The organism is Paenibacillus sp. GM1FR (assembly GCF_002803315.1).
Classification (GTDB): Bacteria; Bacillota; Bacilli; order Paenibacillales; family Paenibacillaceae; genus Paenibacillus; species Paenibacillus amylolyticus.
Genome location: NZ_MKZL01000001.1, coordinates 38,179 through 62,183, shown reverse-complemented (window position 1 = coordinate 62,183; position 24,005 = coordinate 38,179). Strand labels below are relative to the sequence as shown.

19 protein-coding genes are annotated in these 24,005 nt (G+C 44.5%); 9 read left to right on the top strand and 10 right to left on the bottom strand.

The features are described from left to right. The first annotated feature begins 3 nt into the window (after nt 1–3). Nucleotides 4–2,328, top strand: coding sequence for an MMPL family transporter (locus PAEAM_RS00275; RefSeq protein ID WP_100526210.1), 2,325 nt, complete (start codon nt 4–6; stop codon nt 2,326–2,328). Nucleotides 2,329–2,435: 107 nt separating this feature from the next. Here the strand turns inward: PAEAM_RS00275 and PAEAM_RS00270 are convergent, their stop codons facing one another. Then, entirely contained in the window at nt 2,436–3,191 is a 756-nt protein-coding gene (locus PAEAM_RS00270) for a gamma-glutamyl-gamma-aminobutyrate hydrolase family protein (protein ID WP_100526302.1), read from the bottom strand. Between the two features lie 216 nt (nt 3,192–3,407). Next, nucleotides 3,408–4,607 (bottom strand): MFS transporter, encoded by a 1,200-nt coding sequence (locus PAEAM_RS00265; protein ID WP_100526209.1) that lies wholly within the window; start codon nt 4,605–4,607, stop codon nt 3,408–3,410. A 244-nt stretch (nt 4,608–4,851) separates the two neighbouring features. Between PAEAM_RS00265 and PAEAM_RS00260 the strand changes: the two genes are divergently transcribed. Next, nucleotides 4,852–5,724 carry an AraC family transcriptional regulator gene (locus PAEAM_RS00260; protein WP_100526208.1) on the top strand — a complete coding sequence of 291 codons (873 nt, stop codon included), beginning with the start codon at nt 4,852–4,854 and terminating at the stop codon, nt 5,722–5,724. A gap of 94 nt (nt 5,725–5,818) precedes the next feature. Here PAEAM_RS00260 and PAEAM_RS00255 read toward each other — a convergent pair whose 3' ends face one another. The 3 genes from PAEAM_RS00255 to PAEAM_RS00245 form a co-directional block, all read right to left on the bottom strand. Beyond that, a complete protein-coding gene (locus tag PAEAM_RS00255) occupies nt 5,819–7,804 on the bottom strand; it encodes a methyl-accepting chemotaxis protein (protein WP_165789790.1) in 1,986 nt (661 codons plus the stop codon). 243 nt (nt 7,805–8,047) lie between these two features. Then, complete coding sequence (locus PAEAM_RS00250; RefSeq protein ID WP_100526206.1) at nt 8,048–9,574, bottom strand: response regulator; 1,527 nt, start codon at nt 9,572–9,574, stop codon at nt 8,048–8,050. A 16-nt stretch (nt 9,575–9,590) separates the two neighbouring features. Continuing rightward, on the bottom strand, nt 9,591–11,354 hold the full coding sequence (locus tag PAEAM_RS00245; protein ID WP_100526205.1) for a sensor histidine kinase: 1,764 nt from the start codon (nt 11,352–11,354) through the stop codon (nt 9,591–9,593). 206 nt (nt 11,355–11,560) lie between these two features. On the opposite strand from PAEAM_RS00245, the gene PAEAM_RS00240 reads away from it, so the two are divergent. The 3 genes from PAEAM_RS00240 to PAEAM_RS00230 all read left to right on the top strand — a co-directional run bounded on the left by PAEAM_RS00240 (nt 11,561) and on the right by PAEAM_RS00230 (nt 14,647). Then, nucleotides 11,561–12,874, top strand: coding sequence for an ABC transporter substrate-binding protein (locus PAEAM_RS00240; RefSeq protein ID WP_076253011.1), 1,314 nt, complete (start codon nt 11,561–11,563; stop codon nt 12,872–12,874). A gap of 68 nt (nt 12,875–12,942) precedes the next feature. Continuing rightward, the gene (locus tag PAEAM_RS00235; RefSeq protein WP_036670879.1) at nt 12,943–13,815 is read left to right on the top strand and encodes a carbohydrate ABC transporter permease; all 873 of its coding nucleotides are present in this window, start codon (nt 12,943–12,945) and stop codon (nt 13,813–13,815) included. A gap of 1 nt (nt 13,816) precedes the next feature. After that, nucleotides 13,817–14,647, top strand: a complete 831-nt coding sequence (locus PAEAM_RS00230; protein ID WP_017688542.1) for a carbohydrate ABC transporter permease — start codon at nt 13,817–13,819, stop codon at nt 14,645–14,647. Between the two features lie 116 nt (nt 14,648–14,763). Here the strand turns inward: PAEAM_RS00230 and PAEAM_RS00225 are convergent, their stop codons facing one another. Together PAEAM_RS00225 and helD are read right to left on the bottom strand one after the other, a co-directional pair. Next, a complete protein-coding gene (locus tag PAEAM_RS00225; protein WP_047842912.1) occupies nt 14,764–15,468 on the bottom strand; it encodes an SDR family oxidoreductase in 705 nt (234 codons plus the stop codon). A gap of 220 nt (nt 15,469–15,688) precedes the next feature. Next, nucleotides 15,689–18,103, bottom strand: a complete 2,415-nt coding sequence (gene helD / locus PAEAM_RS00220) for an RNA polymerase recycling motor HelD (RefSeq protein ID WP_100526204.1) — start codon at nt 18,101–18,103, stop codon at nt 15,689–15,691. A 369-nt stretch (nt 18,104–18,472) separates the two neighbouring features. Here helD and PAEAM_RS00215 point away from each other — a divergent pair, with 369 nt between their 5' ends. The 3 genes from PAEAM_RS00215 (at nt 18,473) to PAEAM_RS00205 (ending at nt 21,028) form a co-directional block, all read left to right on the top strand. Continuing rightward, nucleotides 18,473–18,790 carry a winged helix-turn-helix transcriptional regulator gene (locus PAEAM_RS00215; protein WP_017688544.1) on the top strand — a complete coding sequence of 106 codons (318 nt, stop codon included), beginning with the start codon at nt 18,473–18,475 and terminating at the stop codon, nt 18,788–18,790. Between the two features lie 146 nt (nt 18,791–18,936). After that, nucleotides 18,937–19,815, top strand: a complete 879-nt coding sequence (locus PAEAM_RS00210; protein WP_100526203.1) for an SDR family oxidoreductase — start codon at nt 18,937–18,939, stop codon at nt 19,813–19,815. Between the two features lie 232 nt (nt 19,816–20,047). After that, nucleotides 20,048–21,028 carry an aldo/keto reductase gene (locus tag PAEAM_RS00205; protein ID WP_076327636.1) on the top strand — a complete coding sequence of 327 codons (981 nt, stop codon included), beginning with the start codon at nt 20,048–20,050 and terminating at the stop codon, nt 21,026–21,028. Between the two features lie 75 nt (nt 21,029–21,103). Here the strand turns inward: PAEAM_RS00205 and PAEAM_RS00200 are convergent, their stop codons facing one another. From PAEAM_RS00200 to PAEAM_RS00190, 3 genes are all read right to left on the bottom strand, one after another. Continuing rightward, entirely contained in the window at nt 21,104–21,475 is a 372-nt protein-coding gene (locus tag PAEAM_RS00200) for an iron chaperone (protein WP_100526202.1), read from the bottom strand. Between the two features lie 128 nt (nt 21,476–21,603). Continuing rightward, complete coding sequence (locus PAEAM_RS00195) at nt 21,604–22,077, bottom strand: HIT family protein (protein ID WP_100526201.1); 474 nt, start codon at nt 22,075–22,077, stop codon at nt 21,604–21,606. Between the two features lie 186 nt (nt 22,078–22,263). Continuing rightward, nucleotides 22,264–23,304, bottom strand: a complete 1,041-nt coding sequence (locus PAEAM_RS00190; RefSeq protein WP_100526200.1) for an NAD(P)-dependent alcohol dehydrogenase — start codon at nt 23,302–23,304, stop codon at nt 22,264–22,266. A 191-nt stretch (nt 23,305–23,495) separates the two neighbouring features. Between PAEAM_RS00190 and PAEAM_RS00185 the strand changes: the two genes are divergently transcribed. Further along, entirely contained in the window at nt 23,496–23,909 is a 414-nt protein-coding gene (locus tag PAEAM_RS00185; RefSeq protein WP_100526199.1) for a MerR family transcriptional regulator, read from the top strand. The last annotated feature ends 96 nt before the right edge of the window (nt 23,910–24,005 follow it).

The window sequence follows — 24,005 nt, the reverse complement described above, 5'->3', positions numbered from 1 at the left end:
GAAATGTCTACATTATTATACAGAGTGGGGAAAACCGCTTTTAGCAAACCTGCCTATTTCATCATTGGCTGGGTTTTAATTCTGGGAATTGTCATCTCCATGATCAGCATCAATGGTATTCACATCAGTTCCGAAATGAAGATTGAAGGCACAGAGTCACAGAAGGTTCTGGATCAATTGGCAAAAGAACTGCCTGCCGCCTCCGGCGGTCAAGGAAGTGTTGTCTTCAAAGCTCCAGACAACGAGCGTTTGGATACGCCTGAACGTTTGGCCGCCATGATGAAAGGTGTTAATGAAGTTTACGGATTAGACAAAGTCATTAACCCTGCGGACTATGCAGCTGAAGCGGGTAATTCGGGTGCTCAGGCGGAAATGGCTCAGAATGCTCAGGCTACTGATATGGCGCAATCCGCAACAACCACGCCTCCTCCCTATGGACCTTTGATGGTGGATGGTGTTCCTGTACCTGGAATGCTGATCTCTTCAGACGGCAGCATTGCACTGTTCCAGTTCCAATTTACAATTGAACAGTCTGCCATAACACAGGATGTATTTGATTCCGTTATTCAGTCCGTTATGACGGTAGAGCAAGGAACCAATATTAAGGTGCTGCCGGGCGAAACGCTCAAAACGGTATCGATTGGAGTCGGCTCGGCAGAGATTGTCGGACTGGTCATTGCTATCATTGTATTGCTGATCACCCTTGGCTCCGTTGTTGCAGCAGGTCTACCTCTGATCACTGCACTCCTCGGTGTTGCCATTGGAGTTGGTGGTGCGTTCTCCATCTCCAAATTCATTGAAATGCCTAGTGTCACTTCCGTTCTAGCTCTCATGGTTGGATTGGCTGTTGGAATCGACTATGCGCTCTTCATTGTTAATCGCCAGCGTCGAATGATCATTGATCAAGGCTTGAGCGCAAAAGAAGCAACGGCCAGAGCCATTGGTACATCGGGCAGCGCAGTATTTTTTGCCGGATTAACCGTCATTATTGCACTGTGCGGTATGCTTGTCATCGGTCTCACATTCTTGACTACGATGGCTTTGGTCGCAGCTGCCACCGTGCTCATCAACGTATTTGTTGCTTTAACCCTGTTGCCGGCTTTACTGGGATTGGTAGGAGAACGCATCTGTTCCGCCAAAGCTCGTGAGAAAAGCGCGAAACATCCTAAAGCCACTAACCACGGAGTCGCGAACAGATGGGTGAAATTCGTTATCAAAAATCGTTGGGCTACCATTATCGCCATCATCGTCATTCTTGGTTTTGCCGCGACGCCGATCACCAAAATGGAAATGGGTATCCCCGGCGCTTCCTCAGCCAATCTGGATACAACTGCAAGACAAAGTTATGATGCCATCTCCGAAGGCTTCGGAGAAGGATTCAACGGACCCCTTATTCTGGTCGCAGAGCCTAATCAGTCTTCCGCAAAAGTTACACCGGAACTCTTGGGTGGTCTGGTGATGGAACTTCAAGGTCAGAATAACGTTGCACAAGTCACACCGCTTGGGATGACAGAAGATTTAGCTATTTTCAGTCTCATTCCAAAAACGGGTCCTAACGATAATCTCACTAAAACACTGGTCACTGATCTGCGCTCGGCTGATTCCGGCATCGCACAGACCTATGATGTGAAACTCGGAGTTACTGGACTCACAGCTGTTAACATCGATATGTCTGCCAAACTGGCGCAGGTGTTCCCTATTTATGTAGGCATCATCATCCTGCTCTCGCTGATAATCCTGTTACTTGTATTCCGTTCGATCATCGTTCCCATCAAAGCAACGATTGGTTTCCTGCTTAGTATCCTGGCTACATTCGGGATCACCACTGCTGTATTCCAATGGGGCTGGCTGCATTCGCTCTTTGGTTTCGATACAGGCGGCCCGCTGCTGAGCTTTATGCCGATCATCGTGACAGGTATCCTGTATGGCCTCGCGATGGACTATCAAGTCTTCCTTGTGAGCTCCATGCGGGAATCCTATGTGCATGGTCATCGCGGGACCGAATCCGTTGTTCATGGGTACAATCAGGTAAGTCGCGTGGTTGTTGCCGCAGCAGTGATTATGGTCTCTGTATTTGCAGGATTTATATTCACTGACGATGTCATGATCAAACAGATTGGTTTCACTTTGGCGGTAGGCATTCTGATTGATGCTTTCATCATCCGTATGGGCTTGGTCCCTGCCATCATGGCTATTTTCGGAGACAAAGCTTGGGCACTTCCAAAATGGCTGGATCGCATTCTGCCAAACCTGGATGTTGAAGGCGAGAAGCTGATTGCTTCCCTGAATGCTGAAGAGCATGCCAACACGAAGTCTGGATTAAAATAATCCTGCCAATAGAACGGTGATACCATGATTACTATTACGACTAAATTCACCAATACAAAGACCTCCTCTGTTTTTATAAACAGGAGGTCTTTTTTCTTTTTCACATTTTATGCGGTGATGTCTTCAATAAGGATAGTATAGCGTGGGGATTTAGCAGCATTAACAAACGCCGCAAATAACTTCTGACTGTAGTCATCTACTTTATAGCTGTACTCTGGATGCCACTGCACAGCCAAAACAAACGAGCGGTTTGGCATGACCACGGATTCAACGAGTCCATCTTCAGCGACGGCCACAGCAGTTAACTTATCCGATAACATTTTGATTCCCTGATGGTGGTAGCTGTTCACTTTTACCGTATCGGTTTGCAAAATATCGTATAGGATATTATTTTTCTCAATATGTACATCCTGTACAAGATCCGTATACGGCGGACTTTGCTTATGATTAACGATCTTGTTCCCATGAAGTTGAAGGCTAGTGGGAATGTCTTGATATAACGTTCCACCCAACATAACGTTAAATAGCTGCAGTCCACGGCATATGCCAAAGGTAGGTTTATCAAGCTCAATTACCTTTTGTAATAATATCGACTCCATCATATCGCGTTCAATACACAACTCTCCACAGGTAACCTCTGCATGCTCATGATACAGCTCAGGATTGAGATCATGTCCCCCGGTGAACAGGAACCCATCGAACTGATTAGCCAGCGTTGCTATGATCTCGATATCCGTTGTCAAAGGTAGCATAAGTGGAATCCCACCTGCTCCTTCTATGGCGTTCATATAATCTGGAAGCATCCAGTAACTTTTTTTGTCTGTATCATACAAAGGCAGAACACCGATCATCGGCTTTTTCATGGCATTACCTCCAAGCTTTTCATTCATTTTATCAGATCTCTTCATATATAAATTCACTGAATTATTGCATTATCCTACCTCTATCATCTACGAACCCGTTACATCCGGAATGCTGGAAAACTAAAAAAACAAACAAAGCCGCTATAACAGCGACTTTGTTTGTAGTCCAAATACCACGGATATGGATTCATCCATTTAGTTTAAACATCATCTCATCTAAGCTGCTTTTGCAGTTGTTACTTCGTCTGAATTAACTTGGATGGAACGCTGGCATATCAGGGTAACGACAAAAGCCAGCAAGGCAAGCATCACAGCAACTGGAGGCACCCACTGGACACCACCCATATTGACGGCAATTCCCCCGACACCAGAGCCTAGCGCTATACCCACATTGGCCGCCACAGGCAACAGTGTAGATGCAAATGCTTTGGACCCTGGCGCGATCGATCCTGACACATCAAACAAATATAACTGAGATGCCGCGCTCATGGAGGATGACAGACATCCAATCAGGAACAGAAACGCCAAGCCGAGCCACACATTAGAAACGGTAAAACTCATGCCAAGGAACAGGATGGCTTGGATGACGAAAAGCCGCTTGAGCTTGGGCAGGAAGTCACCCTTGGCTATTTTGGCACCAATCCAGTTACTCAGGATGCTACAGGCTCCATAGATCAGGAGTATGGCACTAATCCATTGTACTGGCACACCCATCGTCTCACTCAGGAGTGGCGTAATGTACGTAAAAACGACGAAAATACAGCTGTTTCCCAGTACAGGGATCAGACAGGCCAGCAATATCCGTGGTTTTAAAAAGAGAGACATCTGATCACTGAACGAACCTGCAATCGTTGTTGTTTGGCGTGGCAGAATACGGAACATGAACACCAGCGGCACAACACCTATGCATGCCGTAACAACAAACGTCATGGACCAGCTCAGATGTTGTCCGATAAAAGTACCGAGCGGAACACCTAGCACATTAGCGATTGAAAATCCGCCCAAAATCCAGGCGATAGCTTCCCCTCTTCGCTCCCGGTTCACTGCGTCGCTTACGATCGAGATCGAAAGTGATATCGTAAGTCCACAAGCAACGGCTGATACAATGCGAATGGCCATCAGAGAAGAGAACGTTGTTGAGAACACGGTCAATAGATTTAATGCTAACACGATTGCAAATCCGATCAATATGGAACTTCTTCTGGATATTTTGGCCAAGAAAGCCACAGCAAATGGAGTACCCACTGCGTATGCAATCGCAAAACCGGAGACAAGCATACCTGCGGCAGCAAGTGATACTTTCATGTAACTTTCAATTTCCTTCAACACACCCACGATAACATACTCGGTTGTCCCCAGTACAAAGCTAACAAGCGTAAGCGTTAAAATAAGTAGGTTCTCTCTATTTCTAGTCATAAATCAATACTCACTAATCCTTTCTATTGTTGCAAGCGCTTCAATTCTGTCTACAATCATTAATTCATGTATTTTCTGCTTTCCCATCCCTTCACTTTCGATATATAGTACATTTTGGATAGTGAAATTGTACTGTCAGATATACCATGCCGACAATCAAGGTTGTTGTGGTTTTATTGCAAAACATTATATATGTTGTCATTTCAACACAGACTTCATTACTGATCCTGAAGGGAAGACATAGATGAATACACACCACGAATCCGGCCAACGGCATCCAAATCGAGATTGCACCATTATTTATGTAGGAAAACTGGCAGATAATCCCCATTGGAGTTTTCCGACGCATAAACATGACGATCTGCATGAGATTATCTACGTAACTGAAGGCAAAGGATTGTTCACCATTGACGGCACCAAACACTGGGCTCAAAAAGGGGACATGCTCATATATAACAAGGGTACTCTTCACGAGGAGAAGTCCAATCCTGAATTCCCGTTATCCACCTTTTATTGCGGCTTTCGTTTTACAGAAGGCACCCAGACCCTTGAGGATTGGGTCATCCCTCCCTCTAACAATCCGATCATTCGAGCCAACCGATATTCCGATGAGCTCCATTCGTTAATGCAGACTCTCTTCAATGAATTTTCAATCCGGGAACATGGATACGAGTCTATCTCTGGGCATGTCCTGAAAGCAATACTTCTGATCATCGATCGGCAGTCCCGTCAACAGCTTCCTAGTGGGGAGACAGTTGAGAGCAATACCCTTGCTGAGAGCATTAAAGACTATTTGGATACCAACTATCGGCAAAACATTAAGCTCAAAGAATTGGCAGATCAATTTCATATCGATTTTTATTACTTAATTCATATGTATAAAAATCACTATGGCACTTCTCCTTATCATTACCTGATTCAACGAAGATTGGGTGAAGCCACCCGATTATTAGTCTCAACCAACAAAAAAATATGGGAAATTGCCAAACTGGTCGGTTACGATAACCCCAATTACTTTACGATTTTATTTACCAAAACGGTTGGTGAATCACCACGAAGTTTCCGAAAAAAGAATCAAAAGGATATGTTCGGGGATGAGGTGTCACATTCTTACTAATCTTACTACATGCAAAAAGGCGCTCCATTGGGGGAGCGCCTGGTGCTTTACATATCTCTTTACATATTTCTTTACACATTTACTTACTTCTACTCTAGAGCTTAAAGCGGCGAACCAATTCTTGCATGTTCTCAGCTGTTTTGGATAGCTGTGCAGATGATGCCGATATCTCCTGCATCGCCGCCATTTGTTCTTGGGCTGCTGCTGAAGTTGTCTGAGCACTATCAGCCGACACTTTAGAGATATGACTCATCGCGGCAACGGTAGCCGAGACTTCTTCCGTACTGGCTGACAACTGTTCTGAGACAGCGGAAATATCCTGAATTTGATCCACGATATGCGTTGTATATTGTTCAATGTTCGATATGGTTGCAGAAGCTTCTTGGCTGATCCGCATTCCTTCACCGACTTGATTACGAACTTTATCATTCATAAGAGACGTGGATTTGGCAATCAGATCAAACATTTTGCCAATGGTAGCACCAATCTCGTCCGCACTTTGTTTGGATTGCATCGATAACGTTCGTACCTCGCCTGCAACGACAGCAAAACCTTTGCCGTGTTCTCCTGCTCTTGATGCTTCAATAGAGGCATTCAGTGATAGAAGATTGGTTTGCCGAGAGATATCCGCAATCGCTTCATTCATTCGATTGGCTTCGGCGGAGAGACTGGATAGCTCATTAATCAATGCCGAGGTTTCTTCAACAACTCCGAGAATATGTTCCATTTGTTCTCCGACCTGGTTTATCGTTTTCCCACCATTAGCAACAGCGCGCTCCGTCTCTTCAGCCGAATCCACAATCGCGCTCGCAGATTCTGCAATTGTACTGATGCCTCTCGCCATCTCTTCTACGGCATTCGCGGTTTGTTCCGAATTCTCCGCCCCAACGATAGCTGATTCCGCAGTCTGTTGCATGGTTTCAGCCACATGTTGAACCGATTGGGTGGTTTGCTCTGTACTTTCCTGAATCATCTGGGAAGAGTGGCTCAACAACGATGATGTCTGATGAAGTTCAGCAACCACCGATTGAAGGGAACTGGTCATTTGATCAAAATCATTTGCCAATATACCAAATTCGTTTTCGGTTTTAAGATTCACTCGTTCAGACAGATTCCCTTCGCTTACGCTACGGGTGGCCTTTCGCAGTTTTTGCATAGGTACAATAAAAGATCTCAGAATGAAGAAAATAATTACACCGGCAATCAATACAGATATAGCAATGACCGTTAGACTCGATACCATAATGGGTTTCGCTGCGGCGATAAAATCTTCATGGCCCATCAAAGCAATGACATTCCAACCCGTCAAAGCATTAACACCGTTATATACCTCCAGATCATACGCCAGATCCGTTCTGACAAATTGAGAAAATGTCATCGGTTCATCGGAATTTGAAGCCGTATTTGGATGGACTGGAATTCCCTCAATAAGTGCTCCGCCGAGCTCTCCTCCTCCACCTTTTGCAATCGCACCGGACCAAGCCGCAATCGTTCGATTGGAGTCCACCACAATCAGACTTCCATTGCCTCCTACATCAACATATGATAACGCTTTTGCTAATGGCTCCAGATCAAGTTTAATACTTGCTACACCTTGTTCATTTGACAGAGCTTTTGAAATCTCTACATAAATCTTCCCGGATACCGGATCTTTCATAATACTCGAAAAATAGAGTGATCCATTCTTACTTTCACCATTAGAATACCAATCTGTGCTGCGTGGATCATATGTTGCATCCTCAATTGCTGGAGAAGATATATTACTGCCTTGGTCGTTGCCTACGGTTATGGCAAGAATATCAGGATATGTATCAGCTAATTGGTCGATTCCTACTTGTACCGCTTCGTTGTTCGCCTGACTGGGAGCAGAACCATACATACTGTCGATATAACTCAATAATGCTGCTTTTTCCCCCACCAGATTGTTAATATGCTGTCCTGTCATCGTTAATATTGTATTGAGGGGATCTGTCATTTTTTGTTGTACCTGATCTTTGGCACTATCATATGAGAAATAACCGATAAGTGCAGTGGGGATAATAAGTACCGCAAGGAAAGCTGCAATGAGTCTGGTACTCATTAATCGTAAACCAGCTCCTCCTTTCTTATAAAATGACCTTTTTTTCTTTTCCTTTTTCAAGTTCAATCTTCCTCTCTTTATCCATTTTTGGTAGAATCAATCGGCCAGTAAACGCAAAAAAACCCATATATATGCACACCCAAAGAAACTTTGAGCATGTATATACATAGGTATTGCCTGAATGAATTCAGTAACAAGCCGTATTTGTTTAGTATTATAACATAATTAAAAAGGGTTTGTTAACTATGATTGGGTCTTTATACCAGACATCTGTTGTTTATAATCCGTAGGACATAGCCCCGTATACTCTTTGAACACCTTCGAGAAATAGTGCTGGTCACTAAATGACAGTACATCGGAAACCTCCTTAAACTTCATGCCGGGTTGACTTTCCATCAGTCTGCATGCCTCCTGAATGCGAAGCCGGGTGTAATACTGGACAAACGTAATTTGTGTTGCATTTTTGATCACTCTGCTGACGTACGACGGGCTAACGTGAAACTTCATGGCAATGTCGTTGATAGATAATTGAGAGTATTTATTTAATTTTACGTAATCGTCAATCTGTTCGAACAGGATCGCCTTGCTTTTTCGAACGTGGGATTGAAGCATATCGAAGCACTGTCCCGTCCATTCCGCCAGTTCCCGGCAAAAATCGGCATAGGACTGTGCCTGGGCGAATTGTCTTGACCGAAGCTCCAGACCCAACCTCATGCCCGACCCCTGTTCCTCGTACAGATGAGCAAACGTGTCTACAATCAATCCAATAAACCGCTCCACCTCGGTCATATGTACATTTTCCTCTGCCCATCGATTCAGCAATTCGGATAACTTAAAAGCAAACCGTTCTTTCTGCCGAGCCTGTATCATCTGTACAAAAGCAGATTCCTGCAGCGGATCCAGACAGCCTGTCTCAGATCTGGCCATCGACACCGGATTCCCGGTATCCAACACTATTCCTTGTTTCAACCGTTGCTGCTCAGACAAAATGGACGACATGCGGTGATAGAGCTCCGGCAGATTACCAGACTCAGCGAATAGAAGTTGTCCTCCAATGATCGCATCGATGTCATGCTCAACCAAATGCCGTCGCAACGATTCAAGAATTTCATGTACGGAAGAGTACACCTCAAGTGCACTCTTATTGACAAAAGCGACAAATTGATATGGGGTTTGACTAGTGTAAACACGACAAGAATGGAATGCAAAAAAATCCTGCAGTATACCCTCAAGTTCCATCTGCACCCATCGTTCATGCCCTGCGGTAAAAGGCTGTTTGCTCATAATGATCATCATCTGGCTGAATAAGGGCGGAAACTCCTCCCCCTGTTTCGGCGTAGTCTCACATTGGGGGTGAATGATTTCCTGCAAATCCAGCAGTTCCTTGGACATCTGTTGATCAAGTTGGTCAATTACCCGACCCATGACTTCTTCAAGCGCCTCTCGCTCGACAGGTTTTAACAAATAGTCAAATACTTTCAGGTTCAATGCTTTTCTTGTGTATTCAAAATCGCTATAACCGCTAATCAAGATGACCTTCAGATCCGGGTTGGCAATTTTGGCTTGCTCAATCAGGGACAAGCCATCCATTTTTGGCATTCGTATATCTGTCAACAGCAGATCAATCGATGACTGCTTTAACGCTGCCAAGGCTTCTTCTCCATTCGTTGCCGTAGCAGCTATACGAATCGGGAAGTTGAGCGTTTCCAAGAGCATTTTTATATTACGTAATATCGGTTTGCTATCCTCAACGATCATAACGTTATACATCGCCTATGCCTCCTAGTTAGTAAAAATCTCTCGTCAGTGAGCCGATGATTTGAATCGTTGCTCCATGTTGCTCTTCCGCATGATTGTTAAATATATTAATAAAGAGCCGGTTGTTATACATTAGTTTGAGTCGATCGACACTGTTAATAATCCCCATGTTACCAAGGGCTGTTCCACCATCGGCAGTCTGGTTCATTACGGAACCCGATGCCTGAATATTGGCTAAAATCTCCTGGATCTTATCCGGTGGAAAGCCCTCTCCGTTATCTTTGATCTCCAAAGCCCATAATCCGTTATATTGCATCACGGTAATCTGGATACGCCAAGGCGGCGCGGTGTTGGCAAAGGCATGTTCAATGCAATTTTCCACAAACGGCTGAATGACCAACCTCGGCAACCGGATATCGTTCGCCAGCTCGTCAGCACAGATGTCCCACTCCAGATCCTCTTCGTACTTTTGTTGTACAAGGGACAGATAATGTCTCGTATGTTGAAGCTCCTCAGCCAAAGTCACATGCGCGTATGGTGAAGAGACGATATAACGCAGACTGTCCGAGAGATGCTTGCACATATCCGATACGACTTTGGTCTTCCCCTCTTGCGCAGCAATACTGATCAGGTATAGAACATTATGAATAAAGTGAGGTGCAATCTGGGCTTGCAGCGCAGAATTACGCGCCTTTACTTCTTCATGAAGCGCCGATTTTTCCCGGTCAATGGATTGCTGCAGCCTATCCATCAGATCCTGAAAGGCTTCATTCAGCAATAAGAGATCGTTATTCTTCGGCGTTTCATCCACCTTCAGATTCATATTGCTGTAGTTCATGCGCCAGATCTGACCACGCAGCTTGCGGATGGGTAACAGCAGGTTACGTGTCGACAGGAAGATATACACAAACGAAACGAGCATCAGTGCTGTAATCAGCAGAATGGACATCGTCTGAACCGAATGGATCGAACCCAGGACAGATTTTTTGGGCGTTATGATATACGTGATCCAGCCTGTACTGGGTGAAGTGGAATGCGTGATATAATTGTCGTTTTTGTCCACATCCAGTCCCTCGTCTGATGCAGGCTTTGTCCAATTGGTAAATGTCGCACCCGCTTCCGAGCCCGTCATCTGCTCCCCTTGTTCATTCAGAATATAGACATCGCCAGCGGTAACTCCCTCCGTTAGGTTCTGTATATAGGCCTGTTCCATCTGGATGCTAAGATAACCGTACACCTTGCCGTTCTGATCATTGATCGTGCGCACAAAGGAGATCGTATCGTCTTGACGCAGCAGAACAAAACCACTTTCCGTCCAATCTCGTCCGACCTGACTACTCTCCATCATGGTGTTCAGGATTGCGGGAGGATTACCCGAACCCAGATATGATGTCAGGAGAACCCCGTGATTGTCGTAGATGGACATGTCCTTGATATTCATGCTCGGCCCGATGGCCTGAAACATGATGTCTTTGATGATCCGAATTTGCTTCAGTCTTTCATAGTTACTATGAGCTGAGGAGCTCTTGTCCATGGCTACAAATATATTTTTGCTGGATAATATTCGCTGCGACATCTGGTTCTGTTGTTCTACGTATAGATCAACTTGCTCTCTTACCTTCGTAGCTGTAACGAGCGTATCCTGCTCTGTTTTCAGTTTGAGCGGGCGGACAACGATCACATTTACATACACGATAAAACAGCCCAGCACAAACAAAAGCAGAGCCAGAAATGTCAAAAACACCTTTGTCTGCAAACTGAATTGAGTTGCTTTATGTATGAGCTTTGCCATTCTCAGAGATGCCCTCCTGTTCTGACATGATGTGAAATCCCTTATATTCATGTCTACTCTATCACGGTATTTCATGAAATGATAGCGATTTCAAGTTCAGGATTTTACACATCAACGTTCAAGCACAGACATGTACCGGGGCGAGAAAAGAATCTATAATCGGACTTGTAAACGGATTCACTACACGTTTCAGAGGGGGATTTGCATTGAAAACAATAAAAAGAAAAAAGGTGTTTTCCATTATTCTGGCCAGTTTATTATCGGTCTCATTAACGGCTTGTGGATCAGGAGGTACGGATTCCGGCACAGCTGCTGGCGGGGACAGCAAGAGTGGCAAAGTCACATTGGAGCTGGCAATCTCTAAAAGTTCTCAGGACTCTGCTTTCATCCAGCAGGACATTCTTGATGCATTCGAAAAACAAACGAACATTCGTGTCAATTTGCAGCTGATTCCAGCGGAACAAACGACAACTGTACTGCAAACCAAACTGGCTGTAGATGAAACGCCTGACATTATTCAGTACAATCTGGCGAGCGCAGTCACAGACCTGAACCTTGAACGTAACTTCGAGATTCTGGATAACGAGCCTTGGGCAAGCAGAATTGTGAACAAAGACGTCCTCTCTTCTGGTGGTCATCTCTACAGCTTCCATGTCAGCCAAGATACGGGGATGCAAGGGGTCGTTTATAACAAACAAATCTTTGAAGAACTCGGGTTGTCGCTTCCAACCAACTACGAAGAATTCCTGGCGATCTGTGAAAAAATCAAAGCAAGTGGCATTACACCTGTATTTATGCCGTACAAAGATGCCTGGGCTGCCAACATCTGGCCTGCTGCAGCTTTTGCCGATTTTGTAGCCAAAAATGAACCGACTTTTTTTGATGAGTTGAACAGCAACAAGAAAAAATGGTCTGATATCCCGGAATTCAAAACATTCCTGGAACAACAATATGAAATTTACACCAAAGGTTACACCAACACGGATGTGCTTAGCGACAGCTATGACATGGCCGTAGGTAAATTCCTGAACAAGGAAGTGGCCATGATGTTTATGGGCGATTGGTTAATTGAAGGCGTGGCCGAGCAAGATCCAAATATGGAACTGGGCGTATTCCCGATTCCATCGTCAGACAATGCCAGTCTGGGTGCAAGTCCACTCGGCGGACAACTGTTCATTCCGAAGAAATCCAAACATTTGGAAGAAGCTAAACAATTCTTGGACTACATCGCCTCCAAGGAAGTTGCACAACAGATCGTGGACTCCAAAGGGTACGTATCCAATTTCAGTGACGTCACCACACCAGAATTGCCGGCTTACAAGCAGGATATTGTAGACAACTATATTACGCCGAAGAAAACCGTGCTGACAACGGATGCATACATGCTGGTTGATCGCAGCGAACTGTATCGGTTGTTACAGGATCAATTCGCGGGTGGATTGTCACCGGAAGAAGTACTGAAATCCTGGGATGAGAAGTTCAGTCAGCTAATGCAGGATAAAGGTGTAGAAGGTTTCTAAAGAGTGAAATACAAGGCAGCATAACATGGACGATCGTTATGCTGCCTAGCTATAACGGAGTGTGAGACATGAAAAGGACTAAAAATTTGTATTCGTATTACATGATATTTCCCGCACTGATCATCTACTCCATCTTTTTCGTTGTGCCTGCTCTCGCCGCTTTCTATTATTCGTTCACGGATTGGCGGCTGGACCGGCTGGAGCTGAAGTTCATCGGGTGGGATAATTTCCAGAAAATTTTCTCGGACAAAACGCTGATTCTGGCGCTGAAAAACACGGCGATATTTGCAATCGTCACCGTCGTTGGCAAAAATGTCATCGGTCTATTGCTGGCCGTAGGACTTAACATGCGATTAAGAACAAAGAACCTGCTACGCGCGATCTTCTACTCCCCTTCTATTCTCAGCATCCTTGTGATCAGCATTCTGTTCACTCCCATGTTGCGTACCGAAGGTACAATCAACAATTTGTTGGAATCCGTAGGATTACATTCGTTAAGCCAAGCTTGGCTTACCAACCCATCGATTGTGATCTGGACGATTGCCATCGTCTCGATCTGGCAGAGTGCCGGGTTCCAGATGGCCATTTATCTGGCCGGCCTGCAGTCCATTTCTCAAGAGTATTACGAAGCAGCCAAGATTGATGGCGCAAGTTCGTGGAGAAGTTTTTTCAAGATCACACTACCACTCTTGCTGCCCGCAATTAACATTAACTTGATGTTGACATTGATCGGTGGACTCAAAGTATTCTCCGAAGTATATGTCATGACCGGTGGTGGCCCGGGTAACGCTTCACAGGTCGTAGGTACGATCATTCTGCGATCTTTCGGCGAAGGCAACTGGGGACTTGGTACCGCGGTCAACACACTTCTCTTCGTGGTCGTTACCATTATTGCTATACCGCTATTGATCTTCATGCGGCGTAAGGAGGTTACGGAATAACATGGGCTATACACGCAAACTCGCCATCCGCAACTATATCGTGGAAGGTTTCCTGATTCTGGCCTCTCTTATCGTTCTGTTGCCGCTTGTCATTCTGATCTTTGGTTCATTTAAAACCAGCGCCGAAGTGCTTAGTTTCTCCCTGAGTTTTCCGGAAACATGGCAGTTCTCGAACTATGTTCGTGTCTTCCAGGAAGGCGGACTGTCGCGAGCGTTCTTCAACAGCATTTTGATTACTGGCGTATCTTCCATCATTAATATCGTTGCCTCTTCTGCAGCGGCATTCATTCTGGCACGTCGGGAAACCAAACTATCCGGCACGATCTACATGTATTTCTTCATGGGACTGATTGCGCCAATGTCGATTATTACGACCATACGTGTTGTACAGGGATTGGGATTCTACGGCAGCATCACAAGTGTCATCCTGATCTACGCCGCGTTAAATACAGCCTTCAGTGTCTTCTTGTATAGTGGATTCATCAAAACCATTCCACGAGCGCTAGACGAAGTGGCATTTCTGGAAGGAGCAAGTGTGTTCGGGGTGTTCTTCCGCATCGTCACACCGCTCATCCTGCCCGTTAACGCAACGGTAGCGATCATGGTGTTCATGTCCGTTTGGAATGACATCACAATTCCGGTATACTTCCTGACAGACAGTTCCACATGGACGATGCCACTATCGATCTACAATTTCTACGGCAAATATAGCCGGGACTGGAACCTGATCTTCGCCAATCTCGTGCTCACTTCACTGCCTGTATTCATCCTGTATCTATTCGGGCAAAAATATATTGTCAGCGGCCTTACTGCCGGTGCAGTTAAAGGTTAAACCTTATATTCTCACGGTTCTCAAGGCATAGAATTGGATTATTCATGACAGACTTAACCCTCACCAGATCTGGCGGGGGTTGTTTTATTTATAGCGAGAAAATTTTCTACAACTCTCTACTTTTGAAACAATTGCGGGTAAAGGGCAGCAACACCACCAGCAAGACCCTGTTGTACATTCCGACTAGTATCATCAGCAATAATCTCGTAGAGATCCGCTTCAATGGAATCTATTGCAATTTTGGCAATATCCGTTGGGCTCGTTTTTGGTGCATCGATACCTGCCGTCATATCCGTATCCATGAACGCCACGTGCAATCCGGCAACGCTAACGTTCTTAGGGGCTAATTCGAGACGTAATGCATTCGTAATTCCCCACTGAGCGGATTTTGCAGCTGAATATGCACCTGAGTTACCAAGGCTCAGCCAAGATAGAGCGGACAGGATATTCAGTATCGAACCGCCCCCATTCTTCTCTATTACCGGTGCAAACGCACGAATCATTGAAAGCGTACCGAATACATGTGTATTGAACTCCAAGTGAATATCGTTCAGCTCACCTGTGAGCAGAGAAGCACCCGTAGCGGAACCAGCATTATTAATTAGAAGGGTTACATCACTAGCTATCTCAGCTGCAGCCATGACAGATTGTGGATCCGTAATATCGAGTTGCAGTGGAATAGCCCCGGGCAGATCAATGGATTCAGGGTTTCGCGCCCCAGCATACACTTTGGTTCCCCTCGCCAGCAGTTCAAGAGCAAGTTCCTTACCCAACCCTCGATTAGCCCCACTTACAATAGCAACTTGTTTGGAAATATTCATTTATTATTACTCCCTCTCATTGAGAATGTATTCATTTTCGAGATCTTCGGGAATGATCATTCTAATAACTCCCAATATCAATCTATCACATTGGGAACGATCAGTAAAGAATAACTTTTATGATCCATGTTTTTAGTAAAAGAAGATGCCCGATAACCTTTGAAAAAAGGCTCCGAGCATCTTTCTTTGGTCCTTCATTGAGAATGGATTTACATATGGATTATGATTTTATGTCATATAGATTCGCAGGTAACGCCTGCACAAATGGTGACCAGTCACTAACAGTATATAGATGAAGTCGGTGCATGGCCCGTGTGCATGCCGTATACAGAAGCTTACGATCATATTCCTGGCTGTAAGCAACGGGTGAAGCATCATAGACCAGGACAGCATCGAACTCAACGCCTTTGGCGAGATACACAGGAATAACCATGATTCCTTTTTCAAAAATCTGTGTATCCTTTGTTATGAGCTGCACCCCTTCGCTGCCTTGACTTTTCAACCTTTCATAGGCGTCACGGCTTTCAGCCGCGGTTTTCGTAATCACAGCGATGGAATCGAACCCCTCCGCCTTAAGCGCGGCGATGTCTGCGAGAATCTGCGCACCACGCAACTTTTCGTCCTTCAATCCTGTTAAAAGAGGCTTCTGATCTCCCCTTTCAAACGGTCTAATCTCTTCTCCCCCTGGTAGCATACATTTCGTGAATTCAACAATCTCTTTGGTTGAACGATAACTGCGTACGAGCCGTATCAATGTAGTTTCGCCTTCTCCGTAAAGGTGAACCAGTGGCGAGTTGGATGCTGCCAAATCCGTAGCCTGCATAAAGATCGCTTGCCCGAAATCCCCCAGCACCGTCATGCGGGCACGAGGAAACAGTTTCTTGAGATATTCGTATTGAAACGCCGAATAATCCTGGCCTTCATCGACAAAGACATAACGAATCTCTGTGTTCGTCCGTACGCCTTCGATCATCTCTTTTACATATAAATACGGAGTTGCATCCTCATGGAACAGATTGTTCTGAAGGATCATTGCCTTGGTCTGTTTACAAATCTCAGGCCAGTGCTGTGGGGGGATTGCCCCGTTCGTTTGTTCCCGATAAGCGGTCTCATCTACAAATAGTTGTTCGTATATCCCCTTCACATCCACGAACTGGAATTTCCGCACGCCCTTTCTTAAAGGTTTAAACATGTCTTTCACCAGTTTCTGACGAAGCAGCTCCTCTTCTCGCACTGCAAAGTTAAAGGCACCCTCATCTTGCACTGCGCTGTCATTACCGTTATCTCGTGCTGCGTATTTTTCCGCTACATCGAACACAGGCTTTTCTTTGTGCAACATGCGGAAAGCTTCCACATACTCATCCGTGTCCAGATAATTCAACTCCTCCAGAACCCAGTCTGCTTCCCGTTCCAGACGTTCCAGCGAAACAAGTTCTCTCAGCAACCATTCCTGCAAAAGAAGTATACGGTTGGACAAGGTAAGATTCTGATCCAAACTGTAAAATTGGGTCTTGATTTGGTCTGAACTGATGAATTCACGTCCCCGAAATTGAATGCCGTTAAACCGCATCCCCTCTCTTCCTAACCACTTACCGTAGTTTTGGAGCACTTGCAGGAATGTCTCGGAAGCTTTGTACTTGATCGCCTCCATACGAGCTTCATATCCCGGATCATTCTGAGCTGTCAGCACATATTCAATCTGATCAAAGGCATCCTCTGGTCGGATGGAGGAATCCAGCCAATAATTCAGATATTCCTGGAAAGTCGTCTGCTGCATATTCTCTTCGCCAAGTTCCGGGAGTACGGTCGAGATATAACTGGTAAACATCGGATTCGGCGAGAAAAGTACAATCTGATCTGCTTTAACTGTCTGGCGGTGTTTATATAGTAAGTAAGCGACTCGCTGTAACGCAGCCGACGTCTTGCCACTGCCAGCTGCCCCCTGAACGATAAGCATTCGGCTTCGGTCATCACGGATGATGGCGTTTTGTTCCTTCTGGATAGTTGCTACAATACTCTTCATTTGTGAGTCTGCACCCTTGGCGAGCACTTGCTGCAACAATTCGTCACCAATCGTCTCAGTTGAATCAAACATGCTATGAAGTTGCCCATGTTGAATCTGGAATTGACGCTTGAGCTCCATCTTTCCTTCGATTCGTCCTGAAGGTGTGTCATAACTTGCTGGCCCGGGAGAGTGATCATAGTACAGACTCGCAATTGGCGTACGCCAGTCATAGATTAGAAAGTTCAAACCATCTTCATCCATGAAGGATGATACGCCGATGTAGATCTGTTCAGTCAATGTCATGCCTTTTTCCTTATAGTCGAAACGGCCAAAATACGGCGTTGGAAGCAGTCTCTTTGTATTTTTCCATTGTTGTGTTAACAGCTTGTGCCCGCGCTCCCTCTCGGCCAACACTCTCGACTGCTGATTAATGGTATAGAATGCATCTTCAAAATCCGTGTACGAACCCGTATTAATCGTTACTTCTTCCCAGAACCGTTTACGAATTTCGGCAGCCTGTTCATGCAGTCCGGCAACCTTCGGTTCTAACTCGTCGAGTCGTGCCTGAAGTTTGTTCCTCACCTGCACTAGTCTTTCCTCTTCCAACTTCCATTCGTTTGTTTTATCCATGAATGAGTCCACTCCCTTTTCCATTTATTAGGACCAAAAAAAGAGCATTGACAAATCGGAATGTCGGATGTAAAATTAAATTAGGAGAAATAATGATTCAACCTTTACATTCAATATAAATGTCAATTGCGCTATAGATTATATCATGGCTTTTTTTCACGTTCAATGCTTTTTTCCGTTCTGTCTGAGTTGAACAATAATTTATATTATATAAGGTGTCCCTCGAGCTACACTGGGGGGCATCTTTTTTTGTGTCCTGGGCATGGTTCATACCCTGAATGCGCTGTAAGCTATACACCCCTTTATAAATTCGATAAAATGAACGAAACATGAAACATGAGTTGATGCTTTTGGGAGGGATACATAAACATGAATATAGAACCTGTGGAGGACCGGTGTCCTGTTGAGTTTGCAGTCAATATGATTGGTGGGAAATGGAAGTTATTAATTATAAATCGTCTCATCCGCCATTCAACAATTCGATTCAATGAATTACAGAAAATGCTTGACCCCATTACGCATCGAACGTTAACCAGGCAATTACGAGAACTTGAAGAAGCTGGTTTGATAAACCGTGTTACCCACCCTGTAGTTCCGCCTAAAGTCGAATATTCCCTTACAGAAAAAGGACAAAGCCTGACTTCGATCTTGTTTCAGTTAGGTGATTGGGGATCGAAACATATGTAAAACGCCTTCCCATAGTATCCCAAGGGATACTTTATATCATTAATGTGCGTACTTACGCTCCTATTCTAAATCCGTTATGCTGAGGTCAATGCTGAGTGTTAACTCATTCATTCCAATCACATATTGAAAGGAAGTTATTGACCACTATGACACAGAATGATCGATTTTTAGTATATGGGGCATCGGGCTCCCAAGGCGGCGCTGTCGCTCAATTACTCGTTCAACACGGTTGTGAGGTTCGCACGATTACTCGAAATGAGGCAACAGCCAACACACTGAAGGAACAAAACATTGAAGCTTTCATCGGGGATCTATCAGATGTGGAACAGCTCCATACGGCGCATGAAGGTGTAAGTAAAGTCTTCCTGAACCTGCCGGTGGAGTTCAATCCGGATAAGATCAGACAATATACCAAAAATGCAATTGATGCTGCTATACAGGCAAACGTTAAATTGATTGTAGTTAACACAGGTACCTATGTTCCTGACCCTATCACCCATTCCAAAGGAATTGAATTGAAACGTGAAGTTATCCACGAATTGCAGCAAAGTGGTCTTCCATATATCATTGTGGAACCCATTGTATACTTGGAAAACTTCCTGATTCCCGGAATACTGAACAATGGCGTTTTGGCCTACCCGGTACCAGCAGACAAGCCGATCTCCTGGATTAGCTTAAACGATGCAGCTCAATTCCACTATTATGCCTTGACTCATTCGGAATTGGCAGGAAGCATTATCCCAGCACCCGGATTAGAAGCCCTGACAGGTGCACAATTAGCGGAACAATTCAGTGCTGTATTAGGTGAAAAGATCAGCTTCATGTCTCTACCTTTTGATCATTTTGAAGCAGCGATTCAGCCTTTGTTGGGAAGTGAGACAGCAGCAGGTCTTAAAGGATTGTACCAATGGATTGATGGGCATACAGATCTTCTTCCACGGTATGAAGAGTTAGATGATAATATCAAAGCCAATCTTAAATTAACCAAAATAAGCGATTGGATTCATCAAACAATGATTAAATAATATTTTATGAACAAGCCATTTGAATCTCCAACCAGAGAAACGAATGGCTTGTTCTTTTTATATGAGAACTTTAATGGGCTCAACTGATTCAAATTCAGAGATTCTGATAGGATTAGGCAAAACTTTGATAGAAATGTGGTACAGGTTGTTCCCTTCGTTATGACATAATAATGTGTATATAGATCACCCTACAGGTGGCAATAATAAACATTAGAAAGGATTTGAACATGACATGGAATATACGAAACTTGGTAATACAGGCTTGGACGTATCTCGATTTTGCCTGGGATGTATGGGATTTGGGGATGCCAGTAAATGGGTTCATGAATGGGTACTGAATGAAGAAAATTCTCGCCCGGTGATAAAGAAAGCGCTGGATCTAGGCATTAATTTCTTCGATACAGCGAATGTATACTCTCTGGGTACAAGCGAGGAGTATCTTGGTCGGGCGTTAAAAGATTATGCAAATCGGGATGAGGTTGTCATTGCTACCAAAGTACACGGACAAATGCATCAAGGACCCAACGGTTCTGGTCTTTCCAGAAAAGCCATCCTGAGTGAGATTGATAAAAGCCTGAAACGATTGGAAACCGATTATGTGGATCTGTATATCATCCATCGTTGGGACTACAATACGCCTATTGAAGAAACCATGGAAGCCTTACATGATGTGGTGAAGTCCGGTAAAGTGAGATATATTGGCGCTTCGGCCATGTTTGCATGGCAGTTCCAAAAAGCATTACATGTAGCAGAGAAAAATGGTTGGACCAAGTTTGTCTCCATGCAAAACCACCTGAATCTCATCTACCGTGAAGAGGAACGAGAAATGTTGCCTTTATGCAAGGAAGAAAAGATTGGTGTGACTCCCTACAGTCCTCTTGCTTCAGGCAGGTTAACCCGTGACTGGTCCGTATCAACACTTCGATCCGAGACAGACAAAATTCAGAAATCCAAGTACAATGCGACAAGTGATGCGGATCGGCTTGTTGTTGAACGAGTTGCATCCATTGCAGAAAAATACGGTGTCCCTCGCACACACATTGCACTTGCCTGGTTGCTGCAAAAAGACACTGTAGCGGCACCAATTATCGGTGCCACCAAAATATCGCATCTGGAAGATGCGGTAGGTGCTCTTTCTGTTAAGTTGACCTCAGAAGACGTAACTTTCCTTGAAGAGCCTTATGTACCTCACCCCGTAGTAGGTGCTCAATAATCGCTTTTGCTTAAAATATAGAAGACCTCCTCTTTCCGTATCCGGAAGTTGGGGGTCTTCTTTTTATATCGCGATTTATTTTCGCCAGAATGTTGAACATTCTGCCTTATCCGCTATATTGAACTCAATCATTCTCTCAAGTAACGAAAAATCAATCTCCTGTTTCCACTTCATCCGCACCAACTCTTTGGTGTGATCATAACCCGCCTGTATGATCTCTTCCGAAAAACGATTAATTCCTGCCTTCTCGGGAGCAACAGCCAAGTGTTGCTTGGATACACTAAAGCCAATAATAAAGGTCTCATGGTCGGTAAACATCGGTTGATTCCAGGCTATTTTTTGTTTTAAATTCGGGAATTTTTCAGTGACCCGGTTCAAAACTTCTTCCGTTCGTGCCTGGTGTTCCGGGTTATCGATGCGTGCTATAAATTCTGCAAAGGTCTCCATTAGTTTCCCCCTATAACAAGAAATCTACTACTTATATTGTCCAATTCAATCTTATTCTATCATGAATATCAAATTCAAAAACCCTTATCTGCCGATAACTCAACAAAAAATGAGCAGCCTGCTAGACTTTAAATGTTTTCTTTTATCCAAGATCGCAACTTATCCGCATAGAGAGCGCGTTCATCTGTATCGGACTGCGAACCGTTTGTCAGATACAGTTGATCATTTACGTATCTAGGGTAAACATGGAGATGATAATGCCAGACGTCTTGATTTCCAGCAGGTTCATTATGTTGCCGTGTCGAAATCCCATCACATCCATATGTACTTTTCATTGCAAATGCTGTAAGCTGAGCCGCGCGGTGGATTTCAACAGCGTAATCCGCAGGGAGTTCAAAGATGTTCTCGAAATGTTGATTCGGAACAATAAGAACATGTCCTTTATTGTTTGGCCACCATTTGCCCGCTATAAATGCCGTTACCATTTCATTCTGATAGATGATATCCCTTTGTTTTGTTCCCTGATCAGGTCGCTCGATACCCCAAATACGACAAAATGGACATTCGTACCCTTCAGGCTGATGTGAAAATGATACTGTCATCTTTCTCATTCCACTCCTTTCATGTTTACTTCACTAGTTATTAGACGCAGGTATCTTCTGTTCGTTGCGAAAAGAGCACGGGTTGTAGAATGATCAGCAATTAACAAACTGAAAAGCAAAAAGCAGCTGACCTTGGCGGCAGCTGCTTTTTTCTATCTTTAACTATCACTATTGCGCAGTTCACAATTACATGGTGCTGATATCAATAACAAAGCGATATTTCACGTCGGAAGCCAATACACGTTTGTATGCTTCGTCAATCTGATCGGCGGAGATGACCTCAATGTTAGGTGCAATATCATGTTCTGCACAGAAATCAAGCATTTCCTGTGTCTCACGAATGCCACCAATCATGGAACCCGCGAATGAACGGCGATGGCCGATGAGTGAGAATACGTTAACAGCTAAAGGCTCTGCAGGAGCACCCACGTTCACGAGTGTACCATCCAGTGTGAGCAGTGAGAAATAAGCGTTAATGTCAATATTCGCACTTACCGTGTTAATCATCAGATCAAATGTGCCTGCAAGTTTCTCGAATGTTTCCGGCTCGCTTGTGGCAAAGTAGTGATCTGCACCAAATTGTAGTCCATCTTCTTTTTTGCTCAAGGATTGGGAGAGAACCGTTACTTCGGCACCCATCGCATGCGCAATTTTGACAGCCATATGACCTAGACCACCCATACCTACAACGGCAACCTTCTTACCTGGGCCAGCTCCCCAGTGATGAAGTGGTGAATACGTCGTAATACCGGCACACAGCAAAGGTGCAGCAGCATCAAGTGCAATGTTATCAGGGATGCGCACGATGAAATCCTCTACGACAACAATGTGAGTTGAATATCCACCTTGCGTAGGCTCACCGTATTTGTCTACACCAGCGTAAGTAGGAATATTTCCTTTGAGACAGTATTGCTCTTCACCTTTGCGGCAGTTATCACACTCGCCACAAGAGTCCACCATACATCCGACTCCTACTCGATCACCGACTTTGTATTTGGAGACCCCTGTTCCTACATCGGTTACAATCCCGGCAATCTCGTGTCCAGGAACGAGTGGATAATCCACAGGGCCCCATTCACCGTGGGCAGTATGGATGTCAGAATGGCAGATACCAGCATATTTAATCTCAATTAATACATCATTAGTATCCAGATCACGTCGTTTAATTTCAGCACTTCTGAATTGTTGGTCCGGTCCGTCAACGGCTCTGGCTTTAGCTATAATCAATGGGATAACCTCCTAGTAATTTAAAGTTCAAAATAATCTTACTCCCTCTAGTTAACTCTAGGTCAAATGTTTATCTTACTTTTTTTATCTCCAACGTACTTTGACATGTTGTATGCAGCATGGTAGAATTCACTCTGATCATCCTAGAGTTAACTCGAAGTCTAGCCCCAGTAGAAAGGAATTTTATGCAAATGACCTATTCAATCGGTGAAGTTGCCAAAAAATTAGACCTTACGGTATATACATTGCGTTACTACGACAAGGAAGGACTCATGCCTTTTGTGGAACGTACCACAAGTGGAACACGTTTGTTCAAAGACTCCGACATTGACTTTCTAAAGATCATCCAATGTCTGAAGCTGACCGGCATGCCTATTAAAGACATTAAGGACTTTATTGAATGGTGCTCTGAAGGGGACTCCTCGCTGAAGCAAAGATATGACATGTTTACGGAGCGAAAAGCTATTGTGGAAGCACAAATGGAGGAACTAAGAAGAACCATGGAAGTCATCGAGCACAAACGCTCCTACTACGAAACAGCTTTGAAGGCTGGGACCGAAGAGATTCATAAAATTAAACCGCTGGAAAATGCCATCACCAATTGATGGTTCATACTTTCTATTTTCTAAAATTAGCGCACAAAAAAAGTAGCTTGAAGTCCTCTAACGGATTTCAAGCTACTTTTTTGGGTATGTCTCTAC

Excerpts from the sequence above, each read along its gene's own strand:
- PAEAM_RS00225 (WP_047842912.1), bottom strand. The coding sequence starts at position 15,468 with ATGAATATTTCCAAACAAGTTGCTATTGTAAGTGGGGCTAATCGAGGG.
- PAEAM_RS00195 (WP_100526201.1), bottom strand. The coding sequence starts at position 22,077 with ATGACAGTATCATTTTCACATCAGCCTGAAGGGTACGAATGTCCATTT.
- PAEAM_RS00185 (WP_100526199.1), top strand. The coding sequence starts at position 23,496 with ATGACCTATTCAATCGGTGAAGTTGCCAAAAAATTAGACCTTACGGTA.
- PAEAM_RS00250 (WP_100526206.1), bottom strand. The coding sequence starts at position 9,574 with ATGTATAACGTTATGATCGTTGAGGATAGCAAACCGATATTACGTAAT.
- PAEAM_RS00215 (WP_017688544.1), top strand. The coding sequence starts at position 18,473 with ATGAATATAGAACCTGTGGAGGACCGGTGTCCTGTTGAGTTTGCAGTC.
- PAEAM_RS00235 (WP_036670879.1), top strand. The coding sequence starts at position 12,943 with ATGAAAAGGACTAAAAATTTGTATTCGTATTACATGATATTTCCCGCA.
- PAEAM_RS00205 (WP_076327636.1), top strand. The coding sequence starts at position 20,048 with ATGGAATATACGAAACTTGGTAATACAGGCTTGGACGTATCTCGATTT.
- PAEAM_RS00265 (WP_100526209.1), bottom strand. The coding sequence starts at position 4,607 with ATGACTAGAAATAGAGAGAACCTACTTATTTTAACGCTTACGCTTGTT.
- PAEAM_RS00260 (WP_100526208.1), top strand. The coding sequence starts at position 4,852 with ATGAATACACACCACGAATCCGGCCAACGGCATCCAAATCGAGATTGC.
- PAEAM_RS00210 (WP_100526203.1), top strand. The coding sequence starts at position 18,937 with ATGACACAGAATGATCGATTTTTAGTATATGGGGCATCGGGCTCCCAA.
- PAEAM_RS00255 (WP_165789790.1), bottom strand. The coding sequence starts at position 7,804 with ATGAGTACCAGACTCATTGCAGCTTTCCTTGCGGTACTTATTATCCCC.
- PAEAM_RS00275 (WP_100526210.1), top strand. The coding sequence starts at position 4 with ATGTCTACATTATTATACAGAGTGGGGAAAACCGCTTTTAGCAAACCT.
- helD (WP_100526204.1), bottom strand. The coding sequence starts at position 18,103 with ATGGATAAAACAAACGAATGGAAGTTGGAAGAGGAAAGACTAGTGCAG.
- PAEAM_RS00200 (WP_100526202.1), bottom strand. The coding sequence starts at position 21,475 with ATGGAGACCTTTGCAGAATTTATAGCACGCATCGATAACCCGGAACAC.
- PAEAM_RS00270 (WP_100526302.1), bottom strand. The coding sequence starts at position 3,191 with ATGAAAAAGCCGATGATCGGTGTTCTGCCTTTGTATGATACAGACAAA.
- PAEAM_RS00230 (WP_017688542.1), top strand. The coding sequence starts at position 13,817 with ATGGGCTATACACGCAAACTCGCCATCCGCAACTATATCGTGGAAGGT.
- PAEAM_RS00245 (WP_100526205.1), bottom strand. The coding sequence starts at position 11,354 with ATGGCAAAGCTCATACATAAAGCAACTCAATTCAGTTTGCAGACAAAG.